The organism is Nostoc sp. UIC 10890, assembly GCF_054786515.1.
Genome location: NZ_JBSGKF010000001.1, coordinates 4,386,097 through 4,400,615, shown reverse-complemented (window position 1 = coordinate 4,400,615; position 14,519 = coordinate 4,386,097). Strand labels below are relative to the sequence as shown.

Annotated in this window: 13 protein-coding genes; 8 read left to right on the top strand and 5 right to left on the bottom strand. The window is 39.8% G+C overall.

The genetic code is table 11. The features are described 5' to 3' along the window. The first annotated feature begins 14 nt into the window (after nt 1-14). Nucleotides 15-1,490, top strand: a complete 1,476-nt coding sequence (locus tag ACWATR_RS18035; RefSeq protein ID WP_460335161.1) for an ATP-binding cassette domain-containing protein — start codon at nt 15-17, stop codon at nt 1,488-1,490. 87 nt (nt 1,491-1,577) lie between these two features. Here the strand turns inward: ACWATR_RS18035 and ACWATR_RS18030 are convergent, their stop codons facing one another. Both ACWATR_RS18030 and uvrB read right to left on the bottom strand, forming a co-directional pair. Continuing rightward, nucleotides 1,578-2,120 (bottom strand): DUF4258 domain-containing protein, encoded by a 543-nt coding sequence (locus tag ACWATR_RS18030; protein WP_460335158.1) that lies wholly within the window; start codon nt 2,118-2,120, stop codon nt 1,578-1,580. 464 nt (nt 2,121-2,584) lie between these two features. Then, entirely contained in the window at nt 2,585-4,582 is a 1,998-nt protein-coding gene (gene uvrB, locus ACWATR_RS18025) for an excinuclease ABC subunit UvrB (RefSeq protein ID WP_460335155.1), read from the bottom strand. 252 nt (nt 4,583-4,834) lie between these two features. On the opposite strand from uvrB, the gene ACWATR_RS18020 reads away from it, so the two are divergent. The 3 genes from ACWATR_RS18020 to ACWATR_RS18010 all read left to right on the top strand — a co-directional run bounded on the left by ACWATR_RS18020 (nt 4,835) and on the right by ACWATR_RS18010 (nt 7,025). After that, complete coding sequence (locus ACWATR_RS18020) at nt 4,835-5,299, top strand: hypothetical protein (protein ID WP_460335152.1); 465 nt, start codon at nt 4,835-4,837, stop codon at nt 5,297-5,299. Between the two features lie 351 nt (nt 5,300-5,650). Continuing rightward, on the top strand, nt 5,651-5,833 hold the full coding sequence (locus tag ACWATR_RS18015) for a CsbD family protein (protein ID WP_069070399.1): 183 nt from the start codon (nt 5,651-5,653) through the stop codon (nt 5,831-5,833). 553 nt (nt 5,834-6,386) lie between these two features. After that, nucleotides 6,387-7,025 carry a histidine phosphatase family protein gene (locus ACWATR_RS18010; RefSeq protein WP_460335147.1) on the top strand — a complete coding sequence of 213 codons (639 nt, stop codon included), beginning with the start codon at nt 6,387-6,389 and terminating at the stop codon, nt 7,023-7,025. Between the two features lie 41 nt (nt 7,026-7,066). On the opposite strand, the gene ACWATR_RS18005 is transcribed toward ACWATR_RS18010, so the two are convergent. Beyond that, nucleotides 7,067-8,293, bottom strand: coding sequence for a cytochrome P450 (locus tag ACWATR_RS18005; RefSeq protein ID WP_460335144.1), 1,227 nt, complete (start codon nt 8,291-8,293; stop codon nt 7,067-7,069). Nucleotides 8,294-8,500: 207 nt separating this feature from the next. Here ACWATR_RS18005 and ACWATR_RS18000 point away from each other — a divergent pair, with 207 nt between their 5' ends. Beyond that, nucleotides 8,501-9,628 carry a succinylglutamate desuccinylase/aspartoacylase family protein gene (locus ACWATR_RS18000; RefSeq protein WP_460335141.1) on the top strand — a complete coding sequence of 376 codons (1,128 nt, stop codon included), beginning with the start codon at nt 8,501-8,503 and terminating at the stop codon, nt 9,626-9,628. Between the two features lie 136 nt (nt 9,629-9,764). Here ACWATR_RS18000 and ACWATR_RS17995 read toward each other — a convergent pair whose 3' ends face one another. Continuing rightward, nucleotides 9,765-10,862, bottom strand: a complete 1,098-nt coding sequence (locus tag ACWATR_RS17995) for an ATP-dependent 6-phosphofructokinase (RefSeq protein WP_460335138.1) — start codon at nt 10,860-10,862, stop codon at nt 9,765-9,767. A gap of 410 nt (nt 10,863-11,272) precedes the next feature. Between ACWATR_RS17995 and era the strand changes: the two genes are divergently transcribed. From era to ACWATR_RS17980, 3 genes are all read left to right on the top strand, one after another. After that, nucleotides 11,273-12,247 (top strand): GTPase Era, encoded by a 975-nt coding sequence (era, locus tag ACWATR_RS17990; RefSeq protein WP_460335135.1) that lies wholly within the window; start codon nt 11,273-11,275, stop codon nt 12,245-12,247. A 97-nt stretch (nt 12,248-12,344) separates the two neighbouring features. After that, nucleotides 12,345-13,022: a response regulator gene (locus ACWATR_RS17985; RefSeq protein WP_460335132.1), complete on the top strand. Its 678-nt coding sequence runs from the start codon at nt 12,345-12,347 to the stop codon at nt 13,020-13,022. 88 nt (nt 13,023-13,110) lie between these two features. After that, a complete protein-coding gene (locus ACWATR_RS17980; protein WP_460335129.1) occupies nt 13,111-13,743 on the top strand; it encodes a YdeI/OmpD-associated family protein in 633 nt (210 codons plus the stop codon). A 316-nt stretch (nt 13,744-14,059) separates the two neighbouring features. On the opposite strand, the gene ACWATR_RS17975 is transcribed toward ACWATR_RS17980, so the two are convergent. Beyond that, nucleotides 14,060-14,299: a hypothetical protein gene (locus ACWATR_RS17975; protein WP_238845542.1), complete on the bottom strand. Its 240-nt coding sequence runs from the start codon at nt 14,297-14,299 to the stop codon at nt 14,060-14,062. Nucleotides 14,300-14,519 lie beyond the last annotated feature (220 nt).

Sequence of the window (14,519 nt, the reverse complement as noted above, 5' to 3'; positions counted from 1 at the left end):
CTCTCAGACAAGCTATGAATATTATCGAACTCAAGCACGTTTCCAAAGTAGTTCCCGAAGGATTCCAACAAAAACCTATCTTACAGGATATCAATCTGATTGTAGAGCGAGGCGAATTCATCTGGTTGCGCGGGGAAAATAGTGCTGGCAAGACTACTCTACTGAACCTGATTTTAGGGTTACTCAAACCCAGTAGTGGAGAAGTTGAGCTAATGGGGCTTTCACCACAGAATGCTAACTCAAAAATCCATGTTGGAGTAGCTTTCCAAGATGTACAGTTTCCAAGAAATGTTAAGGTAAAGGAACTTATTGAATTGTTTAGAAGCTACTACCCTAATCCACTTTCAACTGAAGAAATATTGAACAAAGTTAAGCTGAAAGATAAAGAAACCGATTGGGCAATTAAATTAAATGGTGGGCATCAACAGCGGCTTAATTTTGCCCTTGCTCTAGCAGGTAATCCCGAACTACTCGTCCTTGATGAACCAACTACAGGTCTAGATGAACCGGGATATGAACAATTTTGGCAGGAAATAAAACTCTGCCGTCAACGAGGAGTCACTATTATAATGGTGACGCACTATAAACCAGATTGGGATAGATTAAATACCTTAGCGACTCGCCGTGTCACTGTTCATAAAATTACTGAAAGTCACCCTGAAGGACAGTTAACTGAGGAGCTAATAAATTTAGAAGATAAAGCTTTATTAGATCAGGCTGAAAATACTATAAATACAGAGAATTTACCTGAAACTTCTTCTCAGAACATCCAACATATTTTTCAACAACAACTGTGGTTTGAAATCCTTCAACTACTTCGCACTCCAGTCTTTTTAATTGCAACACTCGCACTGGTGGGATTCGTCCCGTTGTTAAAATTGCAAGGATTGAAAGGAAAAGGGGCAATAGAAACAGTGGTTTACCTGTCTGGTATCATACTTTTCACGATTGTCATCGACCGACTGGGTAAACGAATTGCAGTAGAGCGATCGGAAAAATGGCTGAAGCTTTTGAGAGCCACACCTTTACCACCAGCAGTATATATGGCGGCTAAGATTGCTACCTCGCTTCTTATTTGTACTGTGAGCCTTTTATTAATCTTCGGATTAGGAAGCTGGCAACTTGAGATGAGAATGGATTTGACTCAAGGGTTAGCTCTGATATCAAGTCTAATCTTAGGAATTATCCCTTTTGCGATTCTCGGTCTTGCATTGGGGTACTTGCTCAACCCCAAAAGTGCTGATTCTATTCTTAGCCTATCGCTAATTGTTATTCCTGTTGCTTGCGGTTCAATTCCACTTCCAGTACCGCAAATCGTCCAAGATTTAATTGCATTCTCGCCGTTCTACCACTTTCGGCAATTAATTCTATCGGCGGTTAACTTGAACCACGATAACCACCTAATTTTACATTTACTTTGGCTACTTTGGGCTTGTGGTGCTTTTGGTTTATTGGCGGCTTGGTCTTATCAGCGCGATCGCACCGTTTAGTAGCTTCAACAGAATTGACAGAAGAGATATTTTTGGTGGCTTCGATTTTAAACTGCACTTGGCGCTACAGATGAGCATCTTCAATAATTATGCTGCATAGTTATAGACAGGAACTTCAGTGAAGCGATCTGGCTGTTGTCCACTAAGAACAATTTGCTGTAAATGCTCTACAGTTGATGGAGAAAAAAATTGTTCTCCTGTTTCTTCATTCACGCGAGCAGGTACGTTCTCAATCATGAAGACCTGTCCATTTAGCTCTAAGGTGTAAGTTACCTTTTTTTCAACTAGTGTTTCTTGCTCATAAGTCATCGCCACGGTTTCTCCTTTGTGTAAAGTCTTGATCCATTTCTGTGGGTCAGGTTGATACAGAGTAATAATTCTGACTAATGGACGAGAGGGATAGCTACATTGAACGTGAATGGGTCTTCGAGCTTGGGTTAAACCACTAATGAGACAGCTTGGGCCGTACTTATCATTTGGATAGTCTTCAATAACCTGTCCGTTGGCAATTATCTCTCTGATTTCTTGAACCTGAACTTGTCGCAAGATGGATTGATCAACGGCGTGCTTGGAAAACTCAAATTGTTCATCAGCAACTTTCTGACGGATTTCTTCAATCAGTGAGTTCATATAACTATTTTTTCACATCCGTCTGGCTCAGGATAGATGTATCTTCCATGTAGACTCTTATTTGCTACGCATCTTTTACATTGTACTTAGCGGTACAAATCAGCGTAAGGGTAGCCTTTCGTAGACATCGCTATTTCTACATCCACCGAATTGCTACCCTTACCAAGCACTAATGCTCTAGCATTTTATCTCACAGATGCTTTATGGCGATCGCCTCTCAGATTTTTCGCAACAATTCCCAAATAGCGATCGCACAATCACCAAAAGCTAAAGGTGAAATTGTCACATCCTCTGCAAGTATGCTCTCACTGTAATATCCATCTAGTCATATTCCCGAATAGCTAAGTTGAGTCCGGCACGTCTGGCGATCGCACGGACATAGGCGCGGCTTAACGCTTCAGCAATATGTTGGTCAGTTAACACAGTTGAATTCAAGCCCTATCAAGCACAAGTACTCTTTTTTGTTAATGTCCTAGCATTTTATCCCGCAGGTGCTTAATGCGATCGCGCAATTTACCCGCTTCTTCAAATTCTAGTTTCTTCGCCGCCTCTTTCATCTGCGCTTCTAACACAGTAATCAACCCTGGAATCTGTTCTAATGGCAGTTCATCTAGATGTTCATCTACAACTTTCAAATCAGTTGCATTTAACCGCCGAGATACATCTAAAAAAGCCAAAATCGCATTACTTGATTTTTTCACAATTGGTTGTGGTGTAATCCCATACAGTCGATTATGTGCTGTTTGAATACCACGCCGTCTATCTGTTTCATCAATGGCTTTAATCATACTACCTGTCATATTATCGGCATACAAAATCGCTTGTCCCTGGACGTGACGCGCGGCTCTACCAATAGTTTGAATTAAGGAACGCTCGGTTCTTAAGAAACCTTCTTTATCTGCATCCATAATTGCCACTAAGGAAACTTCGGGTAAATCTAAACCTTCCCGCAGCAAATTAACACCAACTAAAACATCAAATTTTCCTTCGCGCAAGTTCTGCAAAATTTCAATGCGCTCAATAGAAGTAATCTCGGAATGTAAATACCGTACTCTTATACCGTGGTCTTGCAAATATTCGGTTAAATCTTCCGCCATGCGTTTAGTTAATGTGGTAATTAATACTCGTTCATGGCGATCGGCTCTATCTTTAATTTCTCCTAACAAATCATCAATTTGTCCTTCTGTGGGACGCACAGAAATTTCTGGATCAACTACCCCAGTTGGTCGAATCACTTGCTCAATTACATTGTCTTCAGAAACTTCTATTTCCCAATTTCCGGGAGTTGCGGAAACAAAAATACACTGATTAACCTTTTGCCAAAATTCCTCAGCTTTCAAAGGACGGTTATCAGCAGCGCTAGGAAGACGAAATCCATGTTCAATTAAAACTTTTTTTCTCGCTTGATCGCCGTTATACATACCGCGAATTTGGGGCACGGTAACGTGAGATTCATCGATAATTAATAGCCAATCTTTGGGAAAATAATCAATTAAACATTCTGGTGATTCTCCAGCTTTTCTTCCTGCTAAGTGACGGGAATAGTTCTCGACACCGTTGCAATAACCTACTTCGCGCAGCATTTCTAGGTCATATCGTGTACGTTGATCTATGCGTTGCGCTTCTAATAGTTTCCCAGCTTGTTCTAAGTCTAGTTTTTGCTGTTTTAACTCGGCGGCGATGTCGTGACAAGCTCCTTCTAAGCGTTCTTCTGGGGTGACAAAGTGACGCGCAGGGTAAACATTCACCGCTTCCAAACTTTTGAGAATTTCCCCTGTCACCGGGTCAATGTAGCGAATTGCGTCAATTTCATCGCCAAAGAATTCGACACGAATAATTCGGTCTTCATAAGCTGGGCCAATTTCTAACACATCACCTCGGACGCGAAATTTTCCCCGACCCATTTCGATGTCGTTGCGGCTATATTGAACATTTGCCAAATCTCGTAAAATTTGGCGTTGATTTACTTCCATACCTATCTGAAGAGGGATGGCAGCTTTCAGATATTCTGCTGGCATTCCTAAACCGTAGATGCAGCTGATGGAAGCAACGACAATGACATCACGGCGTTCAAACAGCGATCGCGTCGCCGAATGCCGCAACATATCTATTTCATCATTAATCGCCGCCGTTTTTTCAATATAAGTATCGGTAACGGGAATATACGCTTCTGGCTGATAATAATCGTAGTAGCTAACAAAGTACTCGACTGCGTTGTTGGGAAAGAAATCTCGTAACTCGTTACAAAGCTGTGCAGCCAGGGTTTTGTTATGGGCCAGAACTAAAGTAGGCTTGCCAATTTTCTCAATAACTGCTGCTACCGAAAATGTCTTGCCTGTTCCTGTGGCTCCTAGTAAAGTTTGGTAGCGATTACCCGATTGGATACTAGTGGTTAATTGTGCGATCGCTTGTGGTTGATCGCCTGTGGGACTAAAGGGAGCTTGAAGACAAAATTCTGTCATACAGTTTTGCTGGAAATACCCTATCTCATGGTGACAATTTCGCCCTGTATCCATTCTAGCTGGCTTCTTAGACCAAATAAATGTAATATTTTTTCACAAAAGTTAATGATTAAAATTTACTTATGTATCAGTTTTAAAGATACTTATATCTATGTGAGGTTTTTTAAGGTTAAACTCTAAGATATATGGGAAAAAATTTCATCTTTCCTTAATTATTGTAAAATTCAATTAACAAACCAGAGGTCTTCGTTTATGACTATTAGCAGCGCTGGCAAAGCAATCAATTCTCGGCAAAAGCCTGCCAAGTCTCCAGGGGAAACTACAGAGGAAGTTGAAAATCAACAAGACCAGAGCTTGAATGCAGATAAAGTCGAGGAAGTTACTGAACTGCCAGTGGGAGCTTCTGGAACACTCGCCATTTCTGGAATTCGTCCCATAGGCGCTAGCGACTTAGAAGTTGCTGAACACCTGTCAATTGCTGGAGTGCGCCCTGTTAGCATCAGTACCTTGGAAGTAGTAGAAACCTATAACTCAATGGGTATTCGTCCAATTGGCGCTAATACATTCCAAGTCGTTGAAAGTATCAATCTTTCTGGGATTCGTCCAATTGCCTCAAGTTCATTGGTGATTTCTGACAGCTATTCAACATTCGGTAATCGTCCGATAGCACCAAATGAGATTGACAATTCTGAAAGCCTGATGGGTTTTCTAGATTAGACAAAAAATATCATCATATACTTTATTAACCCAGTTTCTTATAGAAACTGGTTTTTTTATTTAAACAGTCAAAAGTAGAAATTACTATATTTACATTTTTTCTATGTCTTTTAGCATAGGTAACTAAACTATTTTTACTTTATTTTATATTCAATCAACAGCCAGAACACTTACTACAACTACCTTTATTAATTACGAATTACGAATTACAAATTACAAATTATTTAATATGCCTTGTGGTGGAAGGCTTTAGCAAAAAGTTTAAGCTACTGTGTAAAAGTAATAACAAAAAGATTTCAAAGTTATTTCACAACTTTGAAAGCAATTTTTCATTAAAATCAGGAGTACAAAATGAGCATAGAAGATCGCGCTAAAGCTGCTGCTAAAAATGTTGAAGGCAAAGCCCAAGAAGCATTAGGAAATATCACTGGAGATCCAGAAGATAAAGCCAAAGGTAAAGCAAAGCAAGCTGAAAGCGAAGTACGTCACGGAATTGAAGACGTAAAAGATAATGTGAAGAAAAATATTGACTAACAATTCATAACCTTTTTGCAGAAACTCTAGGGATATCAATGGGGTGGATTCCATTTTTGCAAAAAAGTATGGAGTGTTAGAAAATCAATGCTATACACCTTTATTCTCTTTTTAGAAAGTGTAGAAAAATAAAGGACTAGCTTGATTTGTTGAACTTTTGTAGAGGCGTAACCAAATACGTCTCTACATTACATAAAAATTTTGACTTTATAAATAAATACAATTAGTTTAAATTTACGACTTATTCTATCTGTTATTTAAAATATTTTTTCAAGAGGTAAAACGCAAGTAACTTCTGAATCTTAAGTTTTGAGGATGAGATAAGAGATCAGGTGGGTAACACCCACCTTTATTTTTTGCTTATTAAAATGACCCAGATAAGCGAAGCGCGATCGCACAATGGCAATATCTACAACGGGCGTAGCTACGGCAATTCTGCCCTGAAAATTATTCAAAATCTCAAAAAATTGTAGTAATATACCACATGCAGTAACTATCTTCAGCAACATCTGATTGTTCGCGCTCTTAAATTTACAATCGATGGGAATATACCGTGAGCCTAACTCTTTATCTCCTCCGTCACGGACAGACAGAATGTAGTCGCAATAATTCCTTTTGCGGTTCCATAGACTCAGAACTTACCCCAGAAGGGTTGGATATGGCAAAGGCTTTTGCTGACGCATATAGTTATATGGATTGGACAGCAATATTTTGTAGTCCAATGCGGCGAACTGTATTGACAGCAAAACCCTTATGTGCAGCAATAGGGATGGAACCACAACTCAGGGAGGGTTTAAAGGAAATCAACTATGGTCAATGGGAAGGAAAAACGCCAGAAATAATTAGCCGTGAATATCACGATGATTATATTCGCTGGTCAGCAGATCCGGCTTGGAATGCTCCAACTGGTGGAGAAATGGCAGTTACAATTGCTTCTCGCGCTTTGCAGGTAATTGAAGAAATTAAGCAAAATTACACTAGTGGGAATGTTTTAGTGGTTTCACACAAGGCAACTATCAGAATTATTCTGTGTAGTTTACTTGGGATTGATGTGGGACGCTTCCGTTTTCGTTTAGGATGCCCTGTTGCTTCGGTCAGTATTGTAAAATTTACTTCGCATGGCCCGCTATTAAAGGTTTTGGCAGACCATAGTCATTTGGATGAACGTTTGCGAAATTTACCAGGAACGTGAAGGAGTCACTTGTATCGCATTGCTTTCGCTAGGGCAGCATTTTATAAATTGAAAGCTACAGGCATTGATTTCATACCTCGCAAGGATGGGTTTTGATGCCATTCAATCCGATCTGTATCCAAGTGGAGGTTACTAAGGCGGCGCACAATAGTGTCGATGGCAATTTGTGCTTCAAGTCTGCCAAGAGATGCACCGAGGCAAAAGTGGGTTCCTTTTCCAAATGCCAAGTGTGGATTTTCAGAGCGTGTAATGTCTAATTTATCGGGGTCTAAAAATTGCTCAGGGTCACGGTTGGCAGCACCAATTACCAGAAATAGGCGTTGCCCTTGGCTAATTTGTTTGCCATCAATTTCGAGATCGGTAACTGCTATGCGGGCTTGACGTTGTACTGGGCTGTCATAGCGCAAAAACTCTTCTACAGTAGTTGTAATTAGCGAGGGATCATCCTTTAACTTTTGCATTTGACTAGGATTTTTGAGTAAAGCAAGTAAGCCGTTAGCAATTAAGTTGGTGGTAGTTTCATGACCCGCAAAAGTTAAGAAAACGCAATTGGATAAAATTTCGTCGTCATTGAGAGAATTTCCTTTTTCTTGTGCAAAGATGAGGCTACTCATGAGATCATCTTGAGGATTCTGACGACGTTCTTCAAGGATGCGGCGGAAGTATTCGGTCATTTCGATAATACTTTGTTGAGCGGTGGTCAAAATTTCTGGCTTCATGCGGAACATACCAAAAAATCTTGCCAAATCGTTAGACCATTTCTTAAACTGTTCGCGGTCTTCGGACTTTGCGCCCAGCATTTGGGCGATGACGATCGCGGGCATTGGATAAGCTAAATCATGAATAATATTCATGTTACCCCGCTCATAGACACCATCAATTAGTTCGTCTACTAGCGTCTGAATTTGCTCTGCCATGCTGCCAATGATACTAGGAGTGAATGCCTTGTTAAATAACGGACGCAGACGTGTGTGTTCTGGAGGGTCGCAAAATAGAATCCATTTTGATAGAGTTTCCAGAAGGGGAAGTATCTTCTGTTGCTCTGATTCTGGTATTTTACTAATAGGTGGACGCTTGGACGAAATCCGTTTATCTTGCATAGCTGCGGCAACGTCCTTATAGCGCATTAGATACCAGCCCCCAAAAAAATCACTCCAGTAAACAGGATCTTCTAATAAAATACGGCGGTAGGTAGGATAGGGATTGTCCAGTACTTCCTGGGCAGATAGATTGTATCGGTCTTGTTCTAGATTACTGGGTGACGACATGAGTTAGGAACGATTAAGGATATAACTCAATAATTCTATATGTGGTGGCATCCCCGATCAAAAGCAAGATTCAGCTTGCTTCGTCTGTACTGCGACACTCTAGCTCAAATAATTGCAACTGCTTCCCTTACGAAAATACTTGGTATGATTTGGGTTTGTGTGGATTTTGATTTAGTACAGATACAGTCATAATTTATTCAAATTTTTATGCAGCCAGTTATTGAAACAATTTTATTACGTCAAATGGCTTCAGGCGATCGCCTATACTTACAACTATACAAATTCATCGGCGCTAAACCTGGTAAAAAGGTATACATTCAATCTAATCTGCACGGTGCAGAAATTGCTGGTAATGCCGTTATTCACCAGTTAATTGAGTTTTTACTAACAATAAATGATACAAATTTAACTGGAGAAATTTGGTTAGTTCCCGTTTGTAATCCAATGGGGACAAATGAACGCGCTCATCATTTTTCTCCTGGGCGTTACTGCATTTACGAAGCTAAAGATTGGAATAGGATATTTTGGGATTACGAGAAAGAAGCTGATGATTTAGTAGCTTTTACTAAATCTCAACTTCATAGTGATCTAGAGGTCGTTCGACAAAATTATCTAACTATAATTAAGCAAAATTTTGCAAAAATTTTAGAAAAAATTAATTCTTCTAATGGTGTTCCCTACACTGAACTTTTTAGCTATAAGCTACAAAATCTGAGTTTAGATGCAGACTACTTAATTGATTTACATAGTTCTAGCAATCAAGCTTTAGATTACGTTTATTACTTCCAAAATCGAGAAGATAGTGCAAAATACTTCCTGCTTGATTTCGGAATATTGCTTGATAAATATGATGGTGATGCTTTTGATGAAGCTTTTATCAAACCTTGGTTAGCACTGGAAGCTTGTTTTAGAGAGTTTGGTAGAGAAATCAAGTTTGATGTGGAAGCTTGGACACTAGAATTAGGAACAGGAATGCAAATAAGCCCTGATTCAGTCGCCAAAGGTGTACGGGGTGTGAAAAACTATTTAGTGCAAAAAGGTGTACTACAAGTTTCTAATTTATCAGAAGACGCAAAAACCCATGAGATGACTTTTGCATCTAGCAGCAACCGGAAAAAATATTATGCGATCGCAGGTGGTATGATTCAATCCAGAATAGAATTGGGTAGCACAGTCAAAGCTGGAGACAAACTCTATCAAATTCTCAGTTTTAATAAAGAAGGTCAACTACCTAGTGTAATTGATGTCTGCGCTCAACATAATGGATTAGTTTATGATGTTGCAACAAATCAAGCTGTGAATGAAGGCGAGTTTGTACTGGGAATTGTGAGTTAGAGCATGGGGCATTAGGCATAGATATTCATGTAATTGTCATCACAAAGACGCGATAAATCGCCGTCTCTACAAAATACTAATTATTGTAGAGACGGCGATTCATCGCGTCTCTTCCCTTAACCGAACAGTATTGACTTCAGTCTCCCAAATAAATACCCATACCACGAGCAGTTTTAACTAAAGTCCCATTGGGATCGACAGCGCTATATTGAGCGATCGCTTCGGTAATTGGTACACTTAATACTTGGCGATTTTGCCAAGTCACCATGCGATCGTATTTACCTTCGGCAATCAGATTAACCGCCGCTACGCCAAAGGCTGTTGCAACTAATCTATCTAGTGGTGAAGCAGTTCCACCACGTTGAATGTGTCCTAAAACTGTGACTCGCGTTTCTACACCAATGTGTTCAATAATTTTATCTGCCAAATATTCGCCAATTCCACCATATCGAGATTGACCTAAACGATTTGTAATCGTCACATTTTCCCCATCGTGGGTACGAACCGCTTCGGAAACAATTATCAAACAATAGTTTTTGCCTTTCTCTTGGCGTTCTTTGATTTTGTGACAAATATGCTCAACTGTGTAAGGAATTTCGGGAATTAAAATTACATTTGCTCCCCCCGCGATTCCCGCAGCTATAGCTATGTGTCCAGCATCACGCCCCATTACTTCTAAAATCATGACTCGGCTATGGCTTGCAGCAGTAAAATGCAACCTATCTAATGCTTCTGTGGCAATATTTACTGCTGTATCAAAACCGATAGCATGTTCAGTAACGCCAATATCGTTATCAATGGTTTTGGGAATACCTACTAGATTAATGCCACCTTGTTGGGCGAGGCGACGCAGAATTGCCAAGCTACCATCACCGCCAATACCTATCAAAGCGTCTAAACCTAGCTCATGATAACCTGCAATGATTTCTTCGGAGCGATCGCACAAACTTCCATCCGCCATTGGAAAAGCAAAAGGGTCGCCTTTATTGGTTGTCCCCAACATTGTGCCACCCGCAGTTAACAGCGAGTCAACTTGATCTACTTCCAGCTTGGTGAATTGTGGCGGACGCGCCATTAATCCTAGAGTCGCTTGACGAATTCCCAAAACCTCCCAGCCGTAAGTATCCACAGCACAATTTACTACAGCCCTAATCACAGCATTTAAACCAGAACAATCACCTCCACTGGTAAGAATTCCTATACGTTTGCGTTCTTCCGTCTTTTTTATTGACATTTTGATTCAAAGATATTGAGTAGTCGATGAAACTTAAGCCAAAGTTACCAAAAGATTAAACCTAAGCAAAAAACTTCCCTGTAAATGCCAAAGTAATTTTATGTTTATTTTGTGTCTAAAAACAAAACATAAGTTTAAGAATTTAGAACTCAGCAGCCAAAAGTTAGAAATTATCTGGATTTGGTATGATTACCGACGCAATAAGGTAAATTTAGAGTTTAATTTTTTAACATTCTGACTACTGAATTGTGACTCCTGAATTCTACAACTAAGGTTATCTCAGCTGTAAAATGTTAAGTGTAGACCCAGTAGTAGATTAAACCTAAGCAAAAGCAATCCCCGAAAATGCTAGGGTGTTTTTATGCTTGTTTTGTGTCTAAGAAAAAATCAAGTTATCCCAGATGTAAAATATGAGGGTGGAGCCAAAGGTGTCTAGTATTGAAAATTACAACTTCTCTTTTTCAGGAGAAGTAACAATCCCACAGGCTCCTCCTGAATTTAAGTCAGGTTTTATCGGCATTGTTGGTCGTCCAAATGTCGGTAAATCTACTTTAATGAATCAATTGGTAGGACAAAAAATTGCCATTACTTCCCCTGTAGCACAAACTACACGTAATCGTTTGCGCGGTATATTAACTACACCAGAGGCGCAGTTAATATTTGTAGATACACCAGGAATTCATAAGCCCCATCATCAATTGGGCGAAGTATTGGTGCAAAACGCCAAAATTGCCATTGAATCGGTAGATGTAGTGTTATTTGTGGTAGATGGAGCAGTAGCTTGTGGAGCAGGCGATCGCTATATTGCCGAATTGCTCAGTCGCAGCAAGACCCCAGTGATTCTGGGCGTGAACAAAACCGACCAACAACCGCCCGATTCTCAGTTTTTAGATGATAGTTACGCCCAGATGGCTCAGGCCCATGAATGGGAAATCGTAAAATTTTCTGCCAAGACAAGTTCAGGATTACCCCAACTTCAAGAATTATTAATTGAACATTTAGAAATTGGGCCATTATATTATCCACCAGACTTGGTAACTGACCAGCCAGAACGCTTTATTATGGGCGAATTAATCCGAGAACAAATTTTATTATTGACTCGTGAAGAAGTACCCCATTCAGTAGCGATCGCTATTGATCTAGTAGAAGAAACTCCTAGCATTACCCGTGTACTTGCTACCATCAACGTTGAGCGCGATTCCCAAAAAGGCATACTCATTGGCAAAGGCGGAGCAATGCTCAAAGCAATTGGTAGTGAAGCTCGCGAACAAATCCAAAAGTTAATTGCTGGTAAAGTTTACCTCGAATTGTTTGTCAAAGTCCAGCCAAAATGGCGACAGTCGCGGATTAGTTTAGCAGAGTTAGGCTATCGCGTGGAAGAATAATAATTAGTCATTTGTCATTAGTCATTAGTCATTGGCAAGCAAAAGACAAATGACAAAGGACAAAGGACAAATGACAAATGACTCTTAATTAATAAAAATGTCTTTAGATATTCGCTATCCCTTAAATTTACCAGCCAATGCTCCGCCGTTGCGCGTGTTAATTGTCGAAGATGATCCGATGATGCAGCTGGGATTAGAACAATCGTTAATGGCTCATCCTCAGTTGGAGATAGTTGGACAAGCCGAAGATGGTTATTTGGGAGTTCAAGCTGCACTGCAACTGAAACCTGATTTGGTGGTTATGGATATTGGCTTGCCGCGATTGGATGGCATTGCAGCGACACAGCAAATTAAGGCGGCTTTGCCAGCAACTCATGTGGTGATGCTGACATCTCATCAAACGGAGACAGAAATTATTGCAGCACTATCTAGTGGTGCAGATGCGTATTGTATCAAAGGCGCAAGTGTGGAACGATTGTTAAGTGCGATCGCAGCCGCAGTTGATGGTGCAGCCTATCTCGATCCCCAAATTGCGCGGCGAGTGATTGATAATCTCAAACCACCTGCACCCACCAGCAATAATGCCAACTTATCTGGGCGCGAGTTAGAAGTGTTGAAACTTATGGTAGACGGGTTGAGTAACCCAGAGATTGCCGAAAAACTCTATCTCAGCCCCAACACCATCAAAACTCATGTCCGGGGGATTATGAATAAATTAGCAGTAGATGATCGCGTGCAAGCAGCAGTTGTAGCACTACGTTCTGGGTTGGTTTAATGTCAGAAGAAATTCAATGATTTTTATGGCAAAACGATTTTAAAGTAGATGGAAGTTTTGCATAAATTGCGAATTGAACTTAAAACAAATGCAGCAAAATACAGAAATCAACCTCAGCAAAAGTAAGATTACTGGTGCATCCAAACTTAAAAATGAATTTCTCACTTTCTGCCCTACAAGCCGTGAAGAGTGGCGGAAATGGTTAGACACAAACCATCGCACCTGTTTCGGTGTCTGGCTCATTTACTACAAAGTAAAAAGTGGTAAACCAAGTGTTCGATATAGCGAAGCGGTAAAAGAAGCCTTATGCTTTGGCTGGATTGATAGTAAAGTCAAATCATTAGATGAAGAAAGTTACATGCAAATCTTTACACCTCGAAAGCCGAAAAGTGTGTGGTCAAAATTAAATAAACAATATATTGAAGAACTTATAGAACAAGGTTTGATTAGTACAGTTGGACTAGAAAAAATCGAAGCTGCAAAACAAGATGGATCATGGAATTCCTTAGATGCGATCGAAGCCTTAATAATTCCCTTAGATTTAAAGCAAGCCTTAGAAGCAAACACAACTGCCAAAGAGTATTTTGAAGCATTTAATAACTCATCCAAAAAGAATATCCTTTTTTGGATTGACAGTGCAAAACGTCCAGAGACAAGGTTGAAGAGAATTGAACAAACCGTCAACTCAGCAGCAGCGAACAAAAACCCATTGGTACGATAACAAAGACGCTGAAGTTCGCCGAATGCTCAACTTTTCTTCCCGTTGGCAAACCTACGAATTTCTCAAGCGTGAAAAAGCCTACTTACTTACCTTACGCTAAAGACGACCTGGAACAAGATGTTTAAAGTATCCCCATCATTTGAGCTATAAAAATTTGATAAACTTGCTCATCTGCTGTATCTTTGCCTTTAAAGTCCACAGGAATTTTTAATCCCATTTACAATTAGAGGCGTACATATATATGTACGCCTCTATAACCGATTGATTTGTTGCCAAGATTTTTGAAAAATATAAAAATAGTCTACCTCAATGCATTTTAGTTAAAAGAGTTTGAGAATTGATTAGGGTCTAAATCAGGAGGAAATAATAAAATTTCCTTGCCTTCTAAATTTGCTTTTTGGTGAAGTAAAATTGCTTTTTCCAAAGAACAATATTTAATCGGAACCCATCTGTCGCTATAAAAGTAGACAGTTACTCGGCTCATTGCATACTCTTTCAACGGCAGTGGAAGAGACCAGGACGAGTCCACAGTTTGAACCTTACCTGTTGAGTCCATGCTTTGAACCTCAGTTATTAAGTATATTTACTTTCACTCATTAGGATGATTTAAAGTAACTGTCATAAGTAATAATAATTTGTCTTTCAATTGTATCTTTAGATAAAAATTCAAATCATTAGAATAGACATTCCCAGTCTCGGACTGCGAATGAAATAATCTATAAAAGCTTTGTATAGACTGGCTTTTAAGTTAAGTTGACATTTCTGAACAGCGGTTC

Bases quoted from the DNA above. Each gene is read 5' to 3' on its own strand.
- ACWATR_RS17980 (WP_460335129.1), top strand. From the start codon at position 13,111: ATGCAGCAAAATACAGAAATCAACCTCAGCAAAAGTAAGATTACTGGT.
- ACWATR_RS18005 (WP_460335144.1), bottom strand. From the start codon at position 8,293: ATGTCGTCACCCAGTAATCTAGAACAAGACCGATACAATCTATCTGCC.
- ACWATR_RS18035 (WP_460335161.1), top strand. From the start codon at position 15: ATGAATATTATCGAACTCAAGCACGTTTCCAAAGTAGTTCCCGAAGGA.
- ACWATR_RS17995 (WP_460335138.1), bottom strand. From the start codon at position 10,862: ATGTCAATAAAAAAGACGGAAGAACGCAAACGTATAGGAATTCTTACC.
- ACWATR_RS17975 (WP_238845542.1), bottom strand. From the start codon at position 14,299: ATGGACTCAACAGGTAAGGTTCAAACTGTGGACTCGTCCTGGTCTCTT.
- ACWATR_RS18000 (WP_460335141.1), top strand. From the start codon at position 8,501: ATGCAGCCAGTTATTGAAACAATTTTATTACGTCAAATGGCTTCAGGC.
- uvrB (WP_460335155.1), bottom strand. From the start codon at position 4,582: ATGACAGAATTTTGTCTTCAAGCTCCCTTTAGTCCCACAGGCGATCAA.
- ACWATR_RS18015 (WP_069070399.1), top strand. From the start codon at position 5,651: ATGAGCATAGAAGATCGCGCTAAAGCTGCTGCTAAAAATGTTGAAGGC.
- ACWATR_RS18030 (WP_460335158.1), bottom strand. From the start codon at position 2,120: ATGAACTCACTGATTGAAGAAATCCGTCAGAAAGTTGCTGATGAACAA.
- ACWATR_RS17985 (WP_460335132.1), top strand. From the start codon at position 12,345: ATGTCTTTAGATATTCGCTATCCCTTAAATTTACCAGCCAATGCTCCG.
- ACWATR_RS18020 (WP_460335152.1), top strand. From the start codon at position 4,835: ATGACTATTAGCAGCGCTGGCAAAGCAATCAATTCTCGGCAAAAGCCT.
- era (WP_460335135.1), top strand. From the start codon at position 11,273: ATGAGGGTGGAGCCAAAGGTGTCTAGTATTGAAAATTACAACTTCTCT.